Source organism: Cupriavidus sp. GW822-FHT02D05, assembly GCF_058802485.1.
Genome location: NZ_JBXAOE010000004.1, coordinates 170,439 through 186,303, shown reverse-complemented (window position 1 = coordinate 186,303; position 15,865 = coordinate 170,439). Strand labels below are relative to the sequence as shown.

At 65.3% G+C, this 15,865-nt stretch carries 14 protein-coding genes and 1 pseudogene; 5 read left to right on the top strand and 10 right to left on the bottom strand.

Translation table 11 applies throughout. The annotated features are described in order from the left end of the window. Positions 1-3 precede the first annotated feature (3 nt). From AC1RQK_RS07445 to AC1RQK_RS07420, 6 genes are all read right to left on the bottom strand, one after another. Positions 4-1,188, bottom strand: a complete 1,185-nt coding sequence (locus AC1RQK_RS07445; RefSeq protein WP_492808282.1) for a dipeptidase — start codon at positions 1,186-1,188, stop codon at positions 4-6. A 156-nt stretch (positions 1,189-1,344) separates the two neighbouring features. Next, complete coding sequence (locus AC1RQK_RS07440) at positions 1,345-1,698, bottom strand: copper-binding protein (RefSeq protein ID WP_492808280.1); 354 nt, start codon at positions 1,696-1,698, stop codon at positions 1,345-1,347. A gap of 35 nt (positions 1,699-1,733) precedes the next feature. Next, positions 1,734-4,877 carry an efflux RND transporter permease subunit gene (locus AC1RQK_RS07435; RefSeq protein ID WP_492808279.1) on the bottom strand — a complete coding sequence of 1,048 codons (3,144 nt, stop codon included), beginning with the start codon at positions 4,875-4,877 and terminating at the stop codon, positions 1,734-1,736. Continuing rightward, positions 4,874-6,442 carry an efflux RND transporter periplasmic adaptor subunit gene (locus AC1RQK_RS07430; protein ID WP_492808277.1) on the bottom strand — a complete coding sequence of 523 codons (1,569 nt, stop codon included), beginning with the start codon at positions 6,440-6,442 and terminating at the stop codon, positions 4,874-4,876. The genes AC1RQK_RS07435 and AC1RQK_RS07430 overlap by 4 nt, the downstream gene beginning before the upstream one ends. Next, positions 6,439-7,740: a TolC family protein gene (locus AC1RQK_RS07425; protein ID WP_492808275.1), complete on the bottom strand. Its 1,302-nt coding sequence runs from the start codon at positions 7,738-7,740 to the stop codon at positions 6,439-6,441. The genes AC1RQK_RS07430 and AC1RQK_RS07425 overlap by 4 nt, the downstream gene beginning before the upstream one ends. Positions 7,741-7,811: 71 nt before the next feature. Beyond that, complete coding sequence (locus tag AC1RQK_RS07420; RefSeq protein ID WP_492808274.1) at positions 7,812-8,342, bottom strand: copper resistance protein; 531 nt, start codon at positions 8,340-8,342, stop codon at positions 7,812-7,814. Positions 8,343-8,478: 136 nt separating this feature from the next. On the opposite strand from AC1RQK_RS07420, the gene AC1RQK_RS07415 reads away from it, so the two are divergent. Beyond that, on the top strand, positions 8,479-9,780 hold the full coding sequence (locus AC1RQK_RS07415; RefSeq protein ID WP_492370521.1) for a UDP-N-acetylglucosamine 1-carboxyvinyltransferase: 1,302 nt from the start codon (positions 8,479-8,481) through the stop codon (positions 9,778-9,780). A 72-nt stretch (positions 9,781-9,852) separates the two neighbouring features. Here AC1RQK_RS07415 and AC1RQK_RS07410 read toward each other — a convergent pair whose 3' ends face one another. Together AC1RQK_RS07410 and AC1RQK_RS07405 are read right to left on the bottom strand one after the other, a co-directional pair. Next, positions 9,853-10,572: a Crp/Fnr family transcriptional regulator gene (locus AC1RQK_RS07410; RefSeq protein ID WP_492370599.1), complete on the bottom strand. Its 720-nt coding sequence runs from the start codon at positions 10,570-10,572 to the stop codon at positions 9,853-9,855. Positions 10,573-10,782: 210 nt separating this feature from the next. Further along, positions 10,783-11,142: a hypothetical protein gene (locus AC1RQK_RS07405; RefSeq protein WP_492808273.1), complete on the bottom strand. Its 360-nt coding sequence runs from the start codon at positions 11,140-11,142 to the stop codon at positions 10,783-10,785. Between the two features lie 97 nt (positions 11,143-11,239). Between AC1RQK_RS07405 and AC1RQK_RS07400 the strand changes: the two genes are divergently transcribed. Beyond that, a complete protein-coding gene (locus AC1RQK_RS07400) occupies positions 11,240-11,455 on the top strand; it encodes a hypothetical protein (protein ID WP_492370519.1) in 216 nt (71 codons plus the stop codon). Between the two features lie 108 nt (positions 11,456-11,563). Here AC1RQK_RS07400 and AC1RQK_RS07395 read toward each other — a convergent pair. Together AC1RQK_RS07395 and AC1RQK_RS07390 are read right to left on the bottom strand one after the other, a co-directional pair. Continuing rightward, a pseudogene (locus AC1RQK_RS07395) lies at positions 11,564-11,764 on the bottom strand (PRC-barrel domain-containing protein); the annotation flags it as partial. Positions 11,765-11,928: 164 nt separating this feature from the next. Beyond that, on the bottom strand, positions 11,929-13,224 hold the full coding sequence (locus tag AC1RQK_RS07390; RefSeq protein WP_492370598.1) for an NRAMP family divalent metal transporter: 1,296 nt from the start codon (positions 13,222-13,224) through the stop codon (positions 11,929-11,931). Positions 13,225-13,420: 196 nt separating this feature from the next. On the opposite strand from AC1RQK_RS07390, the gene AC1RQK_RS07385 reads away from it, so the two are divergent. The 3 genes from AC1RQK_RS07385 (at position 13,421) to AC1RQK_RS07375 (ending at position 15,856) form a co-directional block, all read left to right on the top strand. Beyond that, positions 13,421-14,368, top strand: coding sequence for a DnaJ C-terminal domain-containing protein (locus tag AC1RQK_RS07385; protein WP_492370518.1), 948 nt, complete (start codon positions 13,421-13,423; stop codon positions 14,366-14,368). Positions 14,369-14,372: 4 nt separating this feature from the next. Then, positions 14,373-14,690, top strand: a complete 318-nt coding sequence (locus tag AC1RQK_RS07380) for a chaperone modulator CbpM (RefSeq protein ID WP_253930597.1) — start codon at positions 14,373-14,375, stop codon at positions 14,688-14,690. 164 nt (positions 14,691-14,854) lie between these two features. Continuing rightward, the gene (locus AC1RQK_RS07375) at positions 14,855-15,856 is read left to right on the top strand and encodes a tripartite tricarboxylate transporter substrate binding protein (RefSeq protein WP_492808270.1); all 1,002 of its coding nucleotides are present in this window, start codon (positions 14,855-14,857) and stop codon (positions 15,854-15,856) included. The last annotated feature ends 9 nt before the right edge of the window (positions 15,857-15,865 follow it).

Sequence of the window (15,865 nt, the reverse complement as noted above, 5' to 3'; positions counted from 1 at the left end):
GCGCTAGCCGACGGATGCTTCGAATACCCGGCGGTAATTGCCGCCGAGCAGCTTGCCCACTTCCTCGTGCGTGAAGCCCGCCGCCAGCAGCGCGGCGGCTAGCGCTGGCAACTGGTCGTAGGCGCGCAATACCGGCGGCGTGATGAAGCCGAGCATGTCCGTGCCCAAGCCCACATGATCCACGCCAACCACGTCGGCCATCCGCTTGAAGCCAAGCGCCATTGCGGCCAGGTCGCGGAAGGTGCCCGCGCTGGGCCAGACCCCGATCACGCCACCGGTGCCCGCGATCACGCGCGCGTGGTCGGGCGTGATCAGCCGGCTGCGCAAGCCGGGGCGCGTGGCCAGCGCGGAGTGCGAAATCACCAGTGGCTTGGTGGAGATGGCGGCGGCACGCTTGACGAGGTCATAGGTGCCGTGCGCGACATCGACGACGATGCCCAAGGCATTGCAGCGCCGCACTACATCCGCGCCGAAATCCGTCAGGCCCCCGTGCACCGGCGCCTCCGTCTGGATGTCGCCCAGCTCGTTGACGCGGTAGTGCGTGAGCTGCAGGTGCCGCAACTGGTGCATGCCGTACGCTTCGTCCACGCGCTCCAGCCTGCCTTCCAGAAAGTCCGCGCCTTCCGACGCGATGATCACGCACGGCCCGGCCGGCCCCCGTGTGGCCAGCGTAGCCGCGTCGGTCACCACTTGCATCTGCTCACGCTCCACCAGCTTGTGCGCGCGCGCGAATTCGGCCACGCCAAGCGCGTAGAGTTCGCCTTCGGACGGGGTTCGCCAGGATTCGAAGCGCGTGCGATCGGCGGACACGCGCGTGACGATGGTATCCGTCACGATTGCCAGGCAGATCACGTTCACGCCGCCCGCGCGCATCGGCGCGGCCAGCGGAAGAAAAGGCCGGTCCGCGCCGATGGCGGGATCGCGCGACACGATCACGCGCCCGGCATGGCTGTGCATGTCGATGACCAGCGCGGTAGGGGAGGGCTTCCAGGGGGAGACGTCCTGGGTGGCTTTCGTGCCGGGCGAAGCCGGCGGCTCGGTGTGGCTGGCAAAGCGTTCCGGCGCGCAGGCGGCCAGCCCGAGTGCAGCACCTGCTGCCAGGAACATGCGGCGGCTGATCATGCCTGGTGCCTGCCCGAGCCGCGCATCGGCATCGCCCGTACGGTTGGTGGTCCAGTCAATCTGCATCGTTGCTCCACGCTGCATCGTTGCTCCACGCGCTTGCGTTCGGGCCTGACCCGGGATGGCTGTCAGGCTTGGTGTGCCTGCCGGCAAGCCCCATGATATCGCGGCGCAAAGTGGAGCGCGCGCGGCAGGCCGCATTGCCCAAGCCGTAGGGGGTGCTTATTCCGGCTCGATATTCGTCACCGTTGCCACGCCGTTGACCTTGTCGAAGGTTGCACGGACCCTGCTCCCTTCTCTCAGCCTGGCCAGGCTGGCCTTGTCCTTCACGGGAAAGCTCATCGTCATGGCCGACATGCCGAGATTCTCGATGGGGCCGTGCTTGAGGGTGACCTTGCCGTTAGCCGTATCCACCTTGCGTACTTCCGCTTGGACGGGCTTCGGGGCGGACGTCGGGGCGGATGTCGACGCCGCCGGCTTCATCTGCATGCCGGCCATGTCGTCAGCCGCCCGGGCGGGCAGCGTGAAGGCGAAGGTGGCGCATACGGCTGCAAGGCCAATCAGATTGTGTTTCATGGTGAACTCCTTCTTCGATGTTCAAGGTACAAGGTTCAAGGTTTTGGGAATGTGGACTCCGCCTTTGGACGGCGAAGCAAAAAGAAAACCGCGGGAATCACGAACAGCGACAAGAGTGGCGCGGTGACCATGCCGCCGACCATGGGCGCGGCAATGCGCTGCATGACCTCGGAGCCGGTGCCGCCGGACCACATGATGGGCAGCAGGCCTGCCAGGATGACCGCCACGGTCATGGCTTTGGGGCGCACCCGCAGGACGGCGCCCTCCTGGATCGCCTCAAGCAACGCGGGCACATCGGCCTGGTCACTCTCGACTGTCTTGAGCCAGGACTGTTTCAGGTAGAGCAGCATGATCACGCCAAACTCCGCCGCCACGCCGGCCAGGGCGATGAAGCCGACGACGCTGGCCACCGACAGGTTGTGGCCGAGCAGGTATAGCAGCCAGAACCCGCCCACCAGCGCAAATGGCAGCGTCGCCATGATCAGCAACGCTTCATCGAAGCGTCCGAACGTGACGTACAACAGCAGGAATATGATGAGCAACGTGAACGGCACGACCACCTTCAGCTTTTGCGTGGCGCGCTCCAGGTACTCGAACTGCCCCGACCAGCTGACGGCGTACCCCGCAGGCAGCGGGACCGCCTTGCCGACGACAGCCTGCATCTCCTGCACGGCAGAGCGCAGGTCGCGCCCCCGGATGTCCACGTAGACCCAGCCGGAGAGCCTGGCGTTCTCGCTGCGCAGCATGGGCGGGCCTTGCGTCACCTGGATGCGGGCCACATCCGACAACAGGATCTGCTGTCCGCTGCTGGTCACAACGGGAAGCTTGCGCAATTGCTCGACCGAGTCGCGGTAGTCCCGCGGGTAGCGCACGTTGATGGGGAACCGCGCTAGTCCATCGACCACCTCGCCGATGTTGTCTCCGCCCACGGCCGATGCCACGATGCCCTGGACGTCGTCGATATTGAGGCCATACCGCCCGGCCGCCGCCCGGTCGACATCGACATCGACATAGCGCCCGCCCGTGAGGCGTTCGGCCAGTGCGGAGGTGACGCCCGGCACGGACTTCACGGCCTGCTCGATGCGGCTGACCAGCCGGTCGATCTCCTTGAGGTCGGTCCCGGCCACCTTGATGCCGACCGGGCTCTTGATGCCGGTAGCGAGCATGTCGATGCGGTTGCGTATGGGCGGCACCCAGATATTGGACAGGCCCGGCACCGTGACGGCGCGATCGAGTGCTTCCACCAGCTTGTCGGGCGTCATGCCCGTGCGCCACTGGTCGCGTGGCTTGAACTGGATGGTGGTCTCGAACATCTCCATGGGCGCCGGGTCGGTGGCGGAGTCCGCTCGTCCGGCCTTGCCGAAGACCGTGGCGACCTCCGGGACGGTCTTGATCAGGCGATCCGTTTGCTGCAGCAACTGCGCGGCCTTGCCTGCCGACAGCCCGGGCAGGGCAGACGGCATATACAGCAGGTCGCCTTCGTCGAGCGGCGGCATGAACTCGCCCCCGACCCGCAGGATCGGCCATGCGGTTGCGGCGAGCAGCACCGCGGCGACCACCAGCGTGGCCTTGGGAAAGCGCAGCACCCGAGCGAGCAATGGCTGATAGATGCGGATGAGCAACCGGTTGAGCGGATTGGACTGCTCCGGCGGAATCCGTCCGCGGATCAGAAAGCCCATCAGCACAGGAATCAGCGTCACCGCCATGCCCGCCGCCGCCGCCATGGAATAGGTCTTGGTGAAGGCCAGGGGCGCAAACAGGCGGCCTTCCTGCGCTTCCAGCGTAAACACGGGGATAAACGACAGCGTGATGATCAGCAGCGAAAAGAACAGGGCGGGGCCCACTTCCGCCGCCGAGTCGCTGATCACGCGCCATTGCTCGTCGCCGGCCAGATGCCGGCCGGGATGTTCGGCCCGCCAGTGCTCTATGTGCTTGTGCGCGTTCTCGATCATCACCACGGCCGCGTCGACCATGGCCCCTATGGCAATGGCGATGCCGCCGAGCGACATGATGTTGGCATTGACGCCCTGGTACCGCATCACCAGGAAGGCGGCGAGGATGCCAAGCGGCAGCGACACGATCGCGACCAGCGCGGAGCGCAGGTGGAACAGGAACACGAGGCAGACCACCGCCACCACGATGAACTCTTCCACCAGCTTGTGCGTGAGGTTGTCCACTGCCCGGTTGATGAGGCTCGACCGGTCATAGACCGGCACGATCTCCACGCCGGGCGGCAGGCTGGGCTTCAGCGCCGCAAGCTTCGCCTTGACCGCTTCGATGGTCTCCAGTGCATTCTTGCCGGAGCGCATGATGATGACGCCACCAGCGACTTCGCCCTGGCCGTCCAGCTCGGCAATGCCGCGCCGCATCTCCGGGCCGAGCTGGATGGTGGCCACGTCGCCAAGGCGCACGGGGATGCCTGCACTGTTGACGTTGAGCGGTATCTGCCGGAAATCGTCCAGCGTCTTCAGGTATCCGGAAGCGCGGACCATGTACTCGGCTTCCCCGAGTTCCAGCACGGAGCCGCCTGTCTCCTGGTTGGCCCCCTTCAATGCGGCCAGGATCGTCGCTTGCGGGATGTTGTAGGCGCGCAGCTTGTCAGGCATCAGGACGATCTGATACTGCTTGACCATCCCGCCGATGGATGCTACTTCGGAGACATTGGGCAGCGACTTCAGCTCGAAGCGCAGGAACCAGTCCTGCAGCGCCCGCAGCTGTGCCAGATCGTGGTGGCCGGTCTTGTCGATCAAGGCGTACTCGTAGATCCAACCCACGCCGGTCGCATCCGGCCCAAGCGCCGGCCTGGCGGCGGCAGGCAGTTTCGACTGGACCTGATTCAGGTATTCCAGCACGCGCGAACGGGCCCAGTACAGGTCGGTGCCGTCCTCGAACAAGACATAGACAAAGGAGTCGCCGAAGAACGAGTATCCCCGCACCGTCTTTGCCCCTGGCACCGACAGCATGGTCGTTGTCAGCGGATACGTGACCTGGTTCTCGACGATCTGCGGCGCTTGCCCGGGGTAGGGCGTGCGGATGATGACCTGCACGTCGGAGAGGTCAGGCAAGGCGTCCAGCGGCATGCTGCGCGCCGCCCACATGCCCCAGGCCGTCAGGATGACCGTGGCAAGCAGTACCAGGAAGCGGTTCCGGATCGACCAGCGGATGAGGTTGGCGATCATGGCTTGTCCCCCGCGCCAGCGGTGGCTGGCTGCACGGAAGACAGGACCGGCACGCCGTCATCGTTTATCCGGAAACGGAAGCGCACCTCCTGGCCCGCCTTCAGGTTTTTTGGCAGGCCCGCTGCCGGCGCTGCGAAGTCCATGGTCATGGCGCCCCACTGGAGCGTGGGGATCGGTCCGTGAGACAGCGTCAGGCCCTCCGGCGTGACGGCTTCGATACGGCCGGCGCCTTCATGCTCCGCGCCGGCTGCCGATGGTGCCAATGGTGCCAATGGTGTCGATGGCGCGGATGGCGCGGATGGCGCGCTCGCGCTCTCCATGCGTGTCGTGGTGCCGCGCAGGCTCGCCTCGGAGTCGAGCAGGAACTGGCCAGAGACCACCACCGCCTGGCCTGCCTTCAGGCCTTCGGTCACCTCGGTCTGGCCACCAGCTTCCGCGCCGGTTCTTACCTCCACCGGACTGAAGCCGCCGTTGCCGGTCGCGACCATGGCCACCGTGCGCGAGCCGGTACGGATCAGCGCTTCGGTCGGGACCAGCAACTGGTCGGCACCCGGCCTCGCGCCGAACCTGGCACTGACAAACATGCCGGGCAGCAACTGCCGGTTCTTGTTGGCGAGCTCGATGCGCACCTTGAGCGTGCGCGTGCCTGGATTCACGTCGGGCAGGATGGCGTCTATCTTGCCGGTTAGTGTCTGCCCCGGCAGTGCCGGCGCGGTAGCCGAAACCTGCTGTCCGGGCCGGGCGGCTGCAGCCTGGCTCTCCGGCAGTTCCGCCAGGACCCAGACGGTGGAGAGATCGGCCACGCGGAACAACGTCATGCCGGGCGAGACAGTCATGCCATCGCGCGCGCCGACTTCCGTGATGACTCCATCGACGGGGCTCGTGATGGTGAGCCGGGGCTGCAGCTTGCCGGTGGTCTCCACCAGCCGGATCTGGCTATCGTCCATGCCAGCCTGACGCATGCGCGCGCTGGCGGCGCCGCGCAAGTCGCCGTACAGGTTGCCGCTCATGCGCGCGACCGCAAGGTACTCCTCCTGCGCGGCGACCCACTCGGGCGCATAGAGGACGATCAACGGCTGGCCACGCTTGACGGGGTCAAGGGTGGTCCTGGCATAAGCGTGCTCGACGTAGCCCGCGGTGCGCGCCTGGACGACGGCGATACCGCGCTCGTTGATGGCCACGTTGCCCGGCACCTCCAGCACGGCATCGAGCCGGCCGGGCTTGACCTGCGCGGTCCTGATGCCCAGGTTCTGCGTGACGCGGCTGTCGATGGTGACCGCCGCGGCGCTGGTGCCGGCATCCTCAAACACCGGCACCAGCTGCATGTCCATGAAGGGGGATTTGCCGGGCTTGTCGAACCGCTGGCCGGGCACCATCGGGTCATGCCAGTACAGGATCTTCCTGCGGGCCCGAGGATCCGCGTCACCGGCCGCGGATGGGTTTCGCGCTGCCGTCGAGGGTGGCTTGCGTGCTTCGCCCCGGCTGACGCCCAGTTGATAGGTGCCATAGAGGACGCCCCCGGCGGCAGCGAGTGCCAGCAGGGAGAAGATGACTTGTTTCTTCATTTGGAATCCCTCGCGGCGGGTTCGGTCTGCGCGGTGGGTAGCGGGACGAGGAAGGCCAGGTCGGCCCAGCCCCTGGCTGTCTTCGCTTCAAGGGTCAGCCGGTCGAGCGCCGTGTCGATGACCCGGTGGTTGGCTTCGGCCACCGCCAGCAGCGATCCGGTGTTGGCCCGGTAAGCCGTCAATGCCGCGTCCGCCTGGGCGTTTGCCAGCGGCAGGATGGATTCGTCATAGCGCTTGAGCCGATCAAGGTTGCGCCGCAACTCAGAGAGTTTCGCCCCAAGCGCGGCCTTGGTATTGCGCGCAACGATCTCGGACCTGGCACGGGCTTCCTGCGCCTGCGCCAGCTTGGCCGACACTTCGCGGTCTTGCCGGCTGCCCCGGTCCCATGGCACCGGGAAGCTGACGTTCAGCGAACCCATATTGGAATAGGCGGAACCCCGTTGGCTGTACATCAGTTCGACGGTCACGTCCGGCTTGCTGGCCTCGGTTGCCGCCCGGACGTCGGCTTCGGCCAACGCGATTTCGCGCTGCGATGCCACCATTTCCGGCACCGCGTCCAGTTCGGACCCGGCCAGCGCTTGCACGCGCGGGGGAATGGCAAGGGTTGGCCTTTCCGATAGGGGGCGACTGGCTGCCTGCCCGACCCAGCGGGCGAGCGCCACCTGGGCGGCGTCGATGGCGGCCTGGTTCTCGTCGAGCCGGTCCTGCAGTTTCTGGATTTCCATCTCCGCGGCCAGTACGTCCGCCCGCGTGCCACGACCGCTGCGATAGGCGGCCTTGGCGGCCTGCAGCTCTAGTTCCAGCGGATGGCCGTGGTGCCCGAGCAGCACGCCGGCCTGTTCGGCGTACCAGCGATCGAGCCAGGCCGTGACCGCGCTGCGCTGCACATTGGCCAGGCTGACCGCGCGCCGCGCCTGCGCTGCCGCGGCTTCTGCCTCGAAGCGCTCCGCGCGGGCGCGGCGCTTGTCCGAGCGCGTGAACTCTTGCATGACGCTAATGGAGCGCATGGTCATGAAGTCGCGGGTCAGGGAGAACTGGTCCGGTCCGTTGACCGGCACATTGTTGAACCCGAGCTTGAGCACCGGGTCAGGCAACTGGCCGGCGGCCACGGCCATTTGAACAGCAGCTTCAACGCTGCCGTGGGAAGTCTCGCCATTGCCGGCGCGCGTGGTGGCCAGCGCAACGGCTTCCTCGACGGACAAGGTGGGTGCTGGCTGGGCGTGCGCAGCAAGTGGCGCGCCCAGGCCAAATGCAGGCGCGCACAGGAGCGCCTGCATGAAACGACGAAGGAAATGCATAAAGCCTCCGGGAAGCAACGACGACCCGGCCGCTCAGGCGGCAGGGCACGAAACAAGCGTGGCTTCGGAGGCTAGGTTCGGAAACAGCAGTGCAGGATCGGGATGGGCGGCGGTGGCGCGCGCGCGATGGCTTCGCCTAGCAGAACCGTGTGCCGGGTGAGTTCGGCAACGGGAGCGGGTTCAACAAGGCTGACAAGGACCGGCAGGAAGCCGGGGATCTGCGGGGTGGCGTGGTCGACCGACTTGGCGCCTAGCTGGCAATGTTCGAGGCAAAGCCCGTCATGGCTGCCGAGCGTTGTCTGTTTGGACTGCTCGGCCATTTCGGGACACGACGCCATCATGCCCGCCATGTCTACCATCTGGCCCGCCGATACAGGCGAACCGGGCGAACCAGACGAGTAACGGCTTCCCATGCAGGCGTAAGCCGCCGCTGCCAGTTGCACTGTCAGGAAGGCGGTAAGGAGGAGTCCGGTAATCCAGAACCGGCGGGGAAAGGCGCGCACGCGAAAGGTCGGTGAATTGACGACGATATTATCAGCCTTCAGCGATTTCAAACGCGCCTTTACCGTGGCACGTTGTCGCAAGGATGCGGCATCGGTCACAGCGGCGTCCTCCGTGCGCCTTGACCCGGATCCCCGGGCTTGACCGGGGCGGGTGCCGGTCGCACCGTTCGCAGTGCAAGTACAATGCTGGGCGTTGTTCCATCCTGTCCGGGCTCGTCTCGCAATATCCCATCCCATGTCCAATCTCATCGTGCACGGCGGCAAGCCGCTCCGGGGGCGTATTACCCCTTCCGCCAACAAGAATGCAGTGCTTCCTGTGCTCTGCGCCACGCTTCTGACCGATGAGCCCTTGCGCCTGCACGGCGTGCCCGACATCACCGATGTGCGCAAGATTCTCGACATCTTCCGCGCGCTGGGCAGCAAGGTGCATATGGATGACGCAAGCGGCACGCTGTCGCTGCACCATCAGGAGACCGTGTTCGACGCGGCCCGCCATCGCCTGCCGGAAGAGATGCGCTCGTCCATCATGCTGGTGCCGCCGCTGCTTGCCCGCTTCGGTGTGGCCCGGCTGGAGGACAACGTCAAGGGTTGCACGCTTGGCGTGCGCGAGATCGATCCGCACGTCGATGTCTTCCGCCGCTTTGGTGGCGAGGTGGAGCGCGCCGACGGATCGCTGCTGGTGCGCAGCGCCGGCCAGCTGACGCCCATCGACCATTGGCTCGACTATGCATCGGTCACCACCACGGAGAACTTCGTGCTGTGCGCCGCCGCCGCGGGTGGCACCTCCACGCTCACCAATGCTGCATCGGAGCCCCATGTGCAGGAATTCTGCCGCTTCATGGCGATGATGGGCGCGCGCATCGAAGGCATGGGCACCTCGCGCCTGACGGTGCATGGCGGCAACAAGCTCAAGGGGGGCGACTTTACCTTCGACGAGGATTTTCACGAGATCACCACCTTCCTGGCGCTGGGCGCCATCACCGGCGGCGATGTCGTGGTGCGCAACAGCGCGCCGGGGAATTTCCCGCTGATCGACCGCACCTTCGCCAAGTTTGGGGTGCAGATCACGCACGAAGATGGCTGGTCCCGCGCCACCAGCGCTGGCCCCCTGAAAGTGCAGACGCCGTTTACCAGCAACGTGCTGACCAAGGTCGAGGCTGCGCCGTGGCCTTACTTCCCGGTTGACCTGCTGCCCATCTTCATCGCGCTGGGCGTGCGCGCGCAGGGCAACGCCATGTTCTGGAACAAGGTGTACGACGGCGCGCTGGGCTGGACCGGCGAGCTGTCGAAGTTCGGCGCCCATGTGTTCTCGTCCGACCCGCACCGGCTCATCACCTTTGGTGGCAATCCCCTGACGCCGGCGGTGGTGGAAAGCCCGTACATCATCCGCGTGGCCATCGCCTTGCTCATGGTGGCCGCGAGCATCGACGGCCGCTCGGAGATCCGCAACGCCGCGCCCATCCGCCGGGCCCATCCGCGCTTTGTCGAGAACCTGCGCAGCCTTGGCGTCGAGGTGGAGTGGACCAGCGAGGAGTAACGGCTACCAGCTTCCGGCTACCGGCGGCTGGCAGCGACTACTAATGGCTGCCAACCGCTGGTGTGGCGAGGTTCAGGTCGCCGGCGTGGCAGGCAACAGGCGGTCGAACTCACGCTTGACCACCGCGTAGCATTCGCAAGCATGTTTTTCCAGCGCTGGCCGGTCGAGCACCGCGATATGGCCATGGCTGTATTGGATCAGGCCGGCGCTCTGGAGTTTCAAGGCCGCTTCGGTCACGCCGGAACGGCGCACGCCAAGCATGTTCGAAATCAGCTCCTGCGTCATCGTCAGTTCATTGGACGGCAGCCGGTCGATGCTCAACAGCAGCCAGCGGCAGAGTTGCTGCTCAATGGAGTGATGCCGGTTGCAAACCGCGGTCTGGGCCATCTGGGTGATCAGCGCCTGCGTGTATCGCAGCAGCAAATGCTGGATGGGGCCGCCGCGCGTGAATTCCTGCTTCAGCACTTTGGCACTCAGGCGATAGCCATGGCCGGCACTTTGCACGATGGCCCGGCTGGGCGTTGTCTCGCCGCCCATGAACAAGGCAATGCCGACAATGCCCTCATTGCCGACGACGGCGATCTCGGCGGAGGCGCCGTCCTCCATCACGTAGAGCAGGGAGACGATCGACGTGGTCGGGAAATACACATAGCCGAGCTGGTCACCCGACTCATACACCACATGGCCCAGGGGCAGCTCGGTCAGGATCAGGTGTGGTGCAAGACGCAACCACTCCCCTTCGGGCAATACGGCAAGGAGATGATTGGCCCTCGGATCGTGGGTGGATGTCATCTTTTGCCTCCCAATGCTGAGTTGGGTTATGAGGGTTATGTGCCAGGCAATTTGCGCCAGCCGCGCAAGTGAGAACCCCGGGACGATCCCGGAGCCACCTGCAAAAAAAATATAGGTCAGCAATGTGGGAGATCAAAGGCGCTGGCAGCGGGCGTCCGGGCAACGTATTCGTTGCCCGGGAGGTTTGCCGCTTGCCCGTGCCTTGCCTGGCTAGCGGATTTGCAGGGGGAAGAACAGGCTGATGCCGGGCGCCGGCTGGGGCACGTAAGCTACCGGCGGTGGCGCGTAGATATAGCGCTGGTTGTCATGGTAGTTGCCGCGATAGCCGCGATAGCCGCGATAGTTGTGATGGTCACGGGAGTGATCGTAGTGTTGGTTGCCCTGCCCGTTGCCGTTGTGTCCCTGATGGGACGAAGCATGCTGGTTGCCTTGGTTCTGGCCGAAATGGTGGTCGTCGCCGAGGGCCGGTGCCGTCGACACGACGCCGAGTGCCAGCGCCAGGCCGAATGCCGCGGCGGCCTTCATGGTCGCCGCGCGCATCCAGCGCGAGCGCGTTGTTGAGGTGTTCATCTTGCTCTCCTGTTCTTGAGCGAAAGCCCGAACCTTGCCGCGTTGCTTGTACCTGCGCCTGCCGTCCGGGCCCGGGGCTTCAGTTCTTCATCGACGCATGCTGCTGCCGGTTCCGGAAGATCAGGTCGGCATTCTTCTTTTCGATGCGATCCTGCTTCGCGACTCCCACGGACAGCACCTTTCCCCAGTCCAGATCCACATCCAGGCCGCCAAATCTGTCCGCGACGTCCGGCGCATGGCCGATCGAGCCGGCGCAAATGCAGTTGGCTTTCTCCGCTGGCGCTTCCTGGCGAGTCTTGTTCAGCCGCCGTAATCAAGGCTGGATCCAAGGCTGAATGTCGCCTGGCACCGCCCTCGCTGCGTGCTGGAAGTTCCCGCGCGCAGCGATGCGCTTTCCGCGTTCAATCCATGGCGCCTTGCGGCCCGGCCCGGCCTCTAGCACTTCTTTCTCGATGCCCAGCACAAAGCTCTTGCACTGGACGTCGAGCGTGAGCGCGGACCAGGGCACGGCGAAGAGCTTTCCGCCCATGCCGAGGAATCCGCCAAAGGACAGCACCGCATAGGCGATGCGCCCGCCCGGTACGTCCAGCATGATGTGGTCAACTTTGCCAAGCTTGTCGCCGCCGCGGCCGATGTCGCTCATAGCATCGCCAACCGGCTCATGGGTGGGATTGATCAACGACATGGATCGGCCATGGCGTCGGTACGATGGCGGACACGGAGATGTCTTTCATCGCACTTCGCTTTGCGCAAGCACTTGCTGGACAGGCGCCGCTCAAGCGTGGCTCAGGCGCGCATGGTCACCAGCATCGCGCAGACAGCCAAGGCCATCATCAGCGTGGCGAGCCACCCCAGCACCTTCAGCCTTGTGCTGACGACGAACTCGCCCATGATGTCGGTGCGCGCCGCCATCAGCATCGTCACCGCCATGATCGGCACGGAGATCACGCCGTTGATGACGGCGCTCCAGTACAACGCCTTGATCGGGTCGATCGCGGTAAAGCCCAGCGCGATGCCGATCAGGGTGGAGACGGCGATGATGCCGTAGAAGGCCTTTGCCGTCATCGGCGTGCGCTCCAGGCTGTTTTTCCATTTGAAGGCGCCCGCCATGGCATAGGCGGAGGATCCGCCCAGCACGGGAATCGCCAGCAAGCCGGTGCCGATGATGCCGGCACTGAACAGCATGAAGGCGAAATCGCCGGCAATCGGGCGCAGCGCGGTGGCTGCCTGTGCCGAGGTCTGGATATCGGTGACGCCATGCAGGTTGAGCGTCACCGCTGTCGTCAGGATGATGAAAAACGCCACCAGGTTCGAGAAACCCATGCCGACATAGGTATCGATCTTGATGCGCCGCAAATTGGATTGCGCCTGCCAGGGCGCATTGATCAGGGGCCGGGCCTGGGGGTTGGCGAGCTGATCCTCGACTTCCTGCGATGCCTGCCAGAAGAACAGGTAGGGGCTGATGGTGGTGCCGAACACCGCCACCACGGTCGTGACATACTCGGGCTTCCAGGACATATGCGGCAGCAGCGCCTTCGACAGCACCTGCGACCACGGGATATGCACGACAAACGCCGTGGCCACGTAGGCCAGCAAGGCCAGCGTGAGCCATTTCAGCAAGCGGACATAGCGCCGGTAGGGCACGAACACCTGCAGCAGCAATGAGATCATGCCGAACACCACGGCATAAAGCTGGGCCGGCCCGCCCACGATCAGCCGCAGCGCCTCGCCCATGGCCGAGACGTCGGCCGCAATATTGATCGTGTTGGCAACCAGCAAGAGGCTGACCACGGCATACAGGAGCCACGCGGGGTAATGCCTGCGGATATTGGTGGCCAGCCCATGGCCGCTCACCCGCCCGATCCTGGCGCTCACCACCTGGATGCCCACCATCAACGGGTAGGTGAGCAGCACCGTCCACAACATGTTGAAGCCAAACTGCGCGCCCGCTTGCGAATAAGTGGCGATGCCGCTGGGATCGTCGTCCGCCGCGCCGGTGATCAAGCCCGGGCCGAGCTTGCCGAGCCATGATTGTTCAGCGTCTTGCGGGGCGGATGCCACATCTTTCACCGATGCCTCCATTAGCTGGCTTGCCGCTAACATAGCAGGTTCCGCAGTTGCGCACGCCACGTTATGGATACGTGTGCGGACAGCGCGCGCAGGGCGAACCGCATCGAACCGCATGCCCGTGCCTTTGCCTATACTGAGAGCCGCAGGTCGAGCGCATCATTCGCCAAGCGCCGTGCGCGTTCCGCACGCCAGTTGCCCGGGGGCATTCATGGAGTACAAGGATTACTACGCGATGCTCGGGGTGGAGCCCACGGCCACGCAGGATGACATCAAGCGCGCCTACCGCAAGCTGGCGCGCAAGTATCACCCGGACGTCAGCAAGGAGCCGGATGCGGAGGCTCGCTTCAAGGATGTGGCCGAGGCGTATGTGGCACTGAAAGACGAGGAGAAGCGCGCCGCTTACGACGACGTGGGGGCGCGGTACAAGAGCGGCCGCGAGTTCACCCCGCCGCCGGGATGGGATAGCGGCTTCGAATACAGCGGCGGCGAGGCGGATTTCGAGCAAGACCTGGATCGCAGCGACTTCTTCGAGTCGCTCTTCGGCGCCAGGCATGCGCAGTCTCGCGGCGGGCGAGGCGCTGCCCGCATGGCAGGGGGCGATCACCATGCCAAGGTGCAGATCGATCTGCAGGACGTCTACCGGGGCGGGCGCCGCACCATCACTCTGCGCGCGCCCCAGGCAGACGCCAGTGGGCACGTGCGACTGCAGGAGCGGCAGCTGGAAGTCAATATTCCCAAGGGCATTCGCAGTGGACAGCATCTTCGGCTTGCAGGCCAGGGCGGCCCCGGACTTGGAGACGCTCCCGCCGGCGACCTCTATCTCGAAATCGAGATCGCGCCGCACCCGCTGTTCCGCGTAGTCGATCGCGACGTCTACCTCGACCTGCCCGTGGCCCCATGGGAAGCCGCCTTGGGCGCCAGCGTCGGCATACCCACGCCGGACGGCAGCGTGCAACTGAGCGTGCCGCCGGGCTCGTCGGCGGGCCGCAAGCTGCGCCTCAAGGGCAAGGGCCTTCCCAGCACGCCGCCCGGCGACTTGTACGCGGTGCTGTCGATCGTCTTGCCGCCCGCGGACACGGAAAAGGCCAATGATGCGTACCGCGAAATGGCCAAGACCTTTAGCGGCTTTGCCCCGCGCCGTTCACTGGAGGCTTGATGCGATGAGCGATCAAGGCATATCGATGCTGCATGGCGTCCTTGTCGAAGAAGAGGTGCAGTTCACGCTGGTGGAGCTGAGCGTGGCCTGTCATGCCGACATTGGACAGGTGGTGGCACTGGTGGAGGAGGGCGTGCTGACGCCGCGCGGAGAGGACGCGCCGCGCTGGCGTTTCGACGGCGCCACGCTCAAGCGTGCCCGCACGGCGCTGCGGCTCGCGCGCGACCTGGAGCTCGGGGTGGCCGGCGCGGCCGTCGTGCTCGACCTGCTGGACGAGATCGAGACGTTAAGGGCAAAGCTGCGGCGGGCGAACCTGGCTTGAAGAGGAGTGCTTCGCACTCCCAGTTAATTGATTACTTTTTCTTCTGAAAGGATAGAAAAAATAAGCTGGACGCAATCGGTCCGGCAGAGAAGAATCCGCCCACGCGGCACGTGGCGTTCAGGTTCCCGCGGCCATACCAACAGGCATCAACCGAGGAGACATGGATGTCATTTACTACATTGACCACGCGCGCGGCCAACCGCAGCAGGTTCGTACTGGCGGCGTTGGCAACCGTTTGCCTTCCCGCACCGGCCCTTGCGCAAGCCGCTCCTTACCCCTCCAAGCCGATCAGCCTCGTCGTCGGCAGTGCGCCGGGCGGCTCTGTCGATCTCTTCGCGCGTGCCATCGGCAAGCATCTGCAGGACGCATTGGGGCAACCCGTGCTGGTCGAGAACAAGCCAGCGGGTGGCGGGGTCATTGCGGGTACCTATGTCGCGAGGGCGCCGGCGGACGGCTACGCCTTGCTGATGGTGACGTCGACCTTCACGACCGGGGCGGCCATCCGGACCAACCTGCCTTATGACGCAGTGAAGAGCTTCAAGCCCGTGGGCATGCTCGCCAAAGGCCCCTTGCTGGTGACGGTGTCCGCCAATTCGCCGTTCAAGTCGGTGGCCGATCTGGTGGCCAACGCAAAGGCCAATCCGGGCAAGCTCAACTACGGGACTTCGGGGGCGGGCAGCATCAACCAGTTCGCCAGCGAACTGTTCGCGGACGCGGCCGATATCAAGCTGACCCATGTCCCATACAAGGGTATCTCGCCGGCTGTGACCGACATGGTAGGCGGCCAGATCCAGATGATGGTGGCCAGCGCGCCGTCCATCCTCTCACAGGTCAAGAGCGGGCGGGTCAGGGCGCTGGCCGTTACCACGGCCGAGCGCTCGCCCGTGGCGCCGGATCTGGTGCCGCTGGAGCAGGCCGGCTACAAAGGCAGTGCCGTGGAATTGTGGTGGGGCATACTGGCGCCTGCCGGCACGCCGCAAGCCCTGGTGGACAAGCTCAATGGTGAGATCGGCAAGATCGTCCAGTCGCAGGACATGAAGGCGTTCCTGCTCAAGGAAGGCGCGGAGCCGGCGGTGATGAAGCCGGCTGAGTTCGCCGCTTTCATTGCGTCCGAGGTGGAGCGCTGGAGGAAGGTCGCCAAGGTGGCGGACATCCGGCCCGAGTAGGCGCCGGCG

Bases quoted from the DNA above. Each gene is read 5' to 3' on its own strand.
- AC1RQK_RS07405 (WP_492808273.1), bottom strand. From the start codon at position 11,142: ATGAACACCTCAACAACGCGCTCGCGCTGGATGCGCGCGGCGACCATG.
- AC1RQK_RS07380 (WP_253930597.1), top strand. From the start codon at position 14,373: ATGAGCGATCAAGGCATATCGATGCTGCATGGCGTCCTTGTCGAAGAA.
- AC1RQK_RS07385 (WP_492370518.1), top strand. From the start codon at position 13,421: ATGGAGTACAAGGATTACTACGCGATGCTCGGGGTGGAGCCCACGGCC.
- AC1RQK_RS07430 (WP_492808277.1), bottom strand. From the start codon at position 6,442: ATGAAGAAACAAGTCATCTTCTCCCTGCTGGCACTCGCTGCCGCCGGG.
- AC1RQK_RS07435 (WP_492808279.1), bottom strand. From the start codon at position 4,877: ATGATCGCCAACCTCATCCGCTGGTCGATCCGGAACCGCTTCCTGGTA.
- AC1RQK_RS07415 (WP_492370521.1), top strand. From the start codon at position 8,479: ATGTCCAATCTCATCGTGCACGGCGGCAAGCCGCTCCGGGGGCGTATT.
- AC1RQK_RS07440 (WP_492808280.1), bottom strand. From the start codon at position 1,698: ATGAAACACAATCTGATTGGCCTTGCAGCCGTATGCGCCACCTTCGCC.
- AC1RQK_RS07410 (WP_492370599.1), bottom strand. From the start codon at position 10,572: ATGACATCCACCCACGATCCGAGGGCCAATCATCTCCTTGCCGTATTG.
- AC1RQK_RS07390 (WP_492370598.1), bottom strand. From the start codon at position 13,224: ATGGAGGCATCGGTGAAAGATGTGGCATCCGCCCCGCAAGACGCTGAA.
- AC1RQK_RS07375 (WP_492808270.1), top strand. From the start codon at position 14,855: ATGTCATTTACTACATTGACCACGCGCGCGGCCAACCGCAGCAGGTTC.
- AC1RQK_RS07400 (WP_492370519.1), top strand. From the start codon at position 11,240: ATGCTGCTGCCGGTTCCGGAAGATCAGGTCGGCATTCTTCTTTTCGAT.
- AC1RQK_RS07425 (WP_492808275.1), bottom strand. From the start codon at position 7,740: ATGCATTTCCTTCGTCGTTTCATGCAGGCGCTCCTGTGCGCGCCTGCA.
- AC1RQK_RS07445 (WP_492808282.1), bottom strand. From the start codon at position 1,188: ATGCAGATTGACTGGACCACCAACCGTACGGGCGATGCCGATGCGCGG.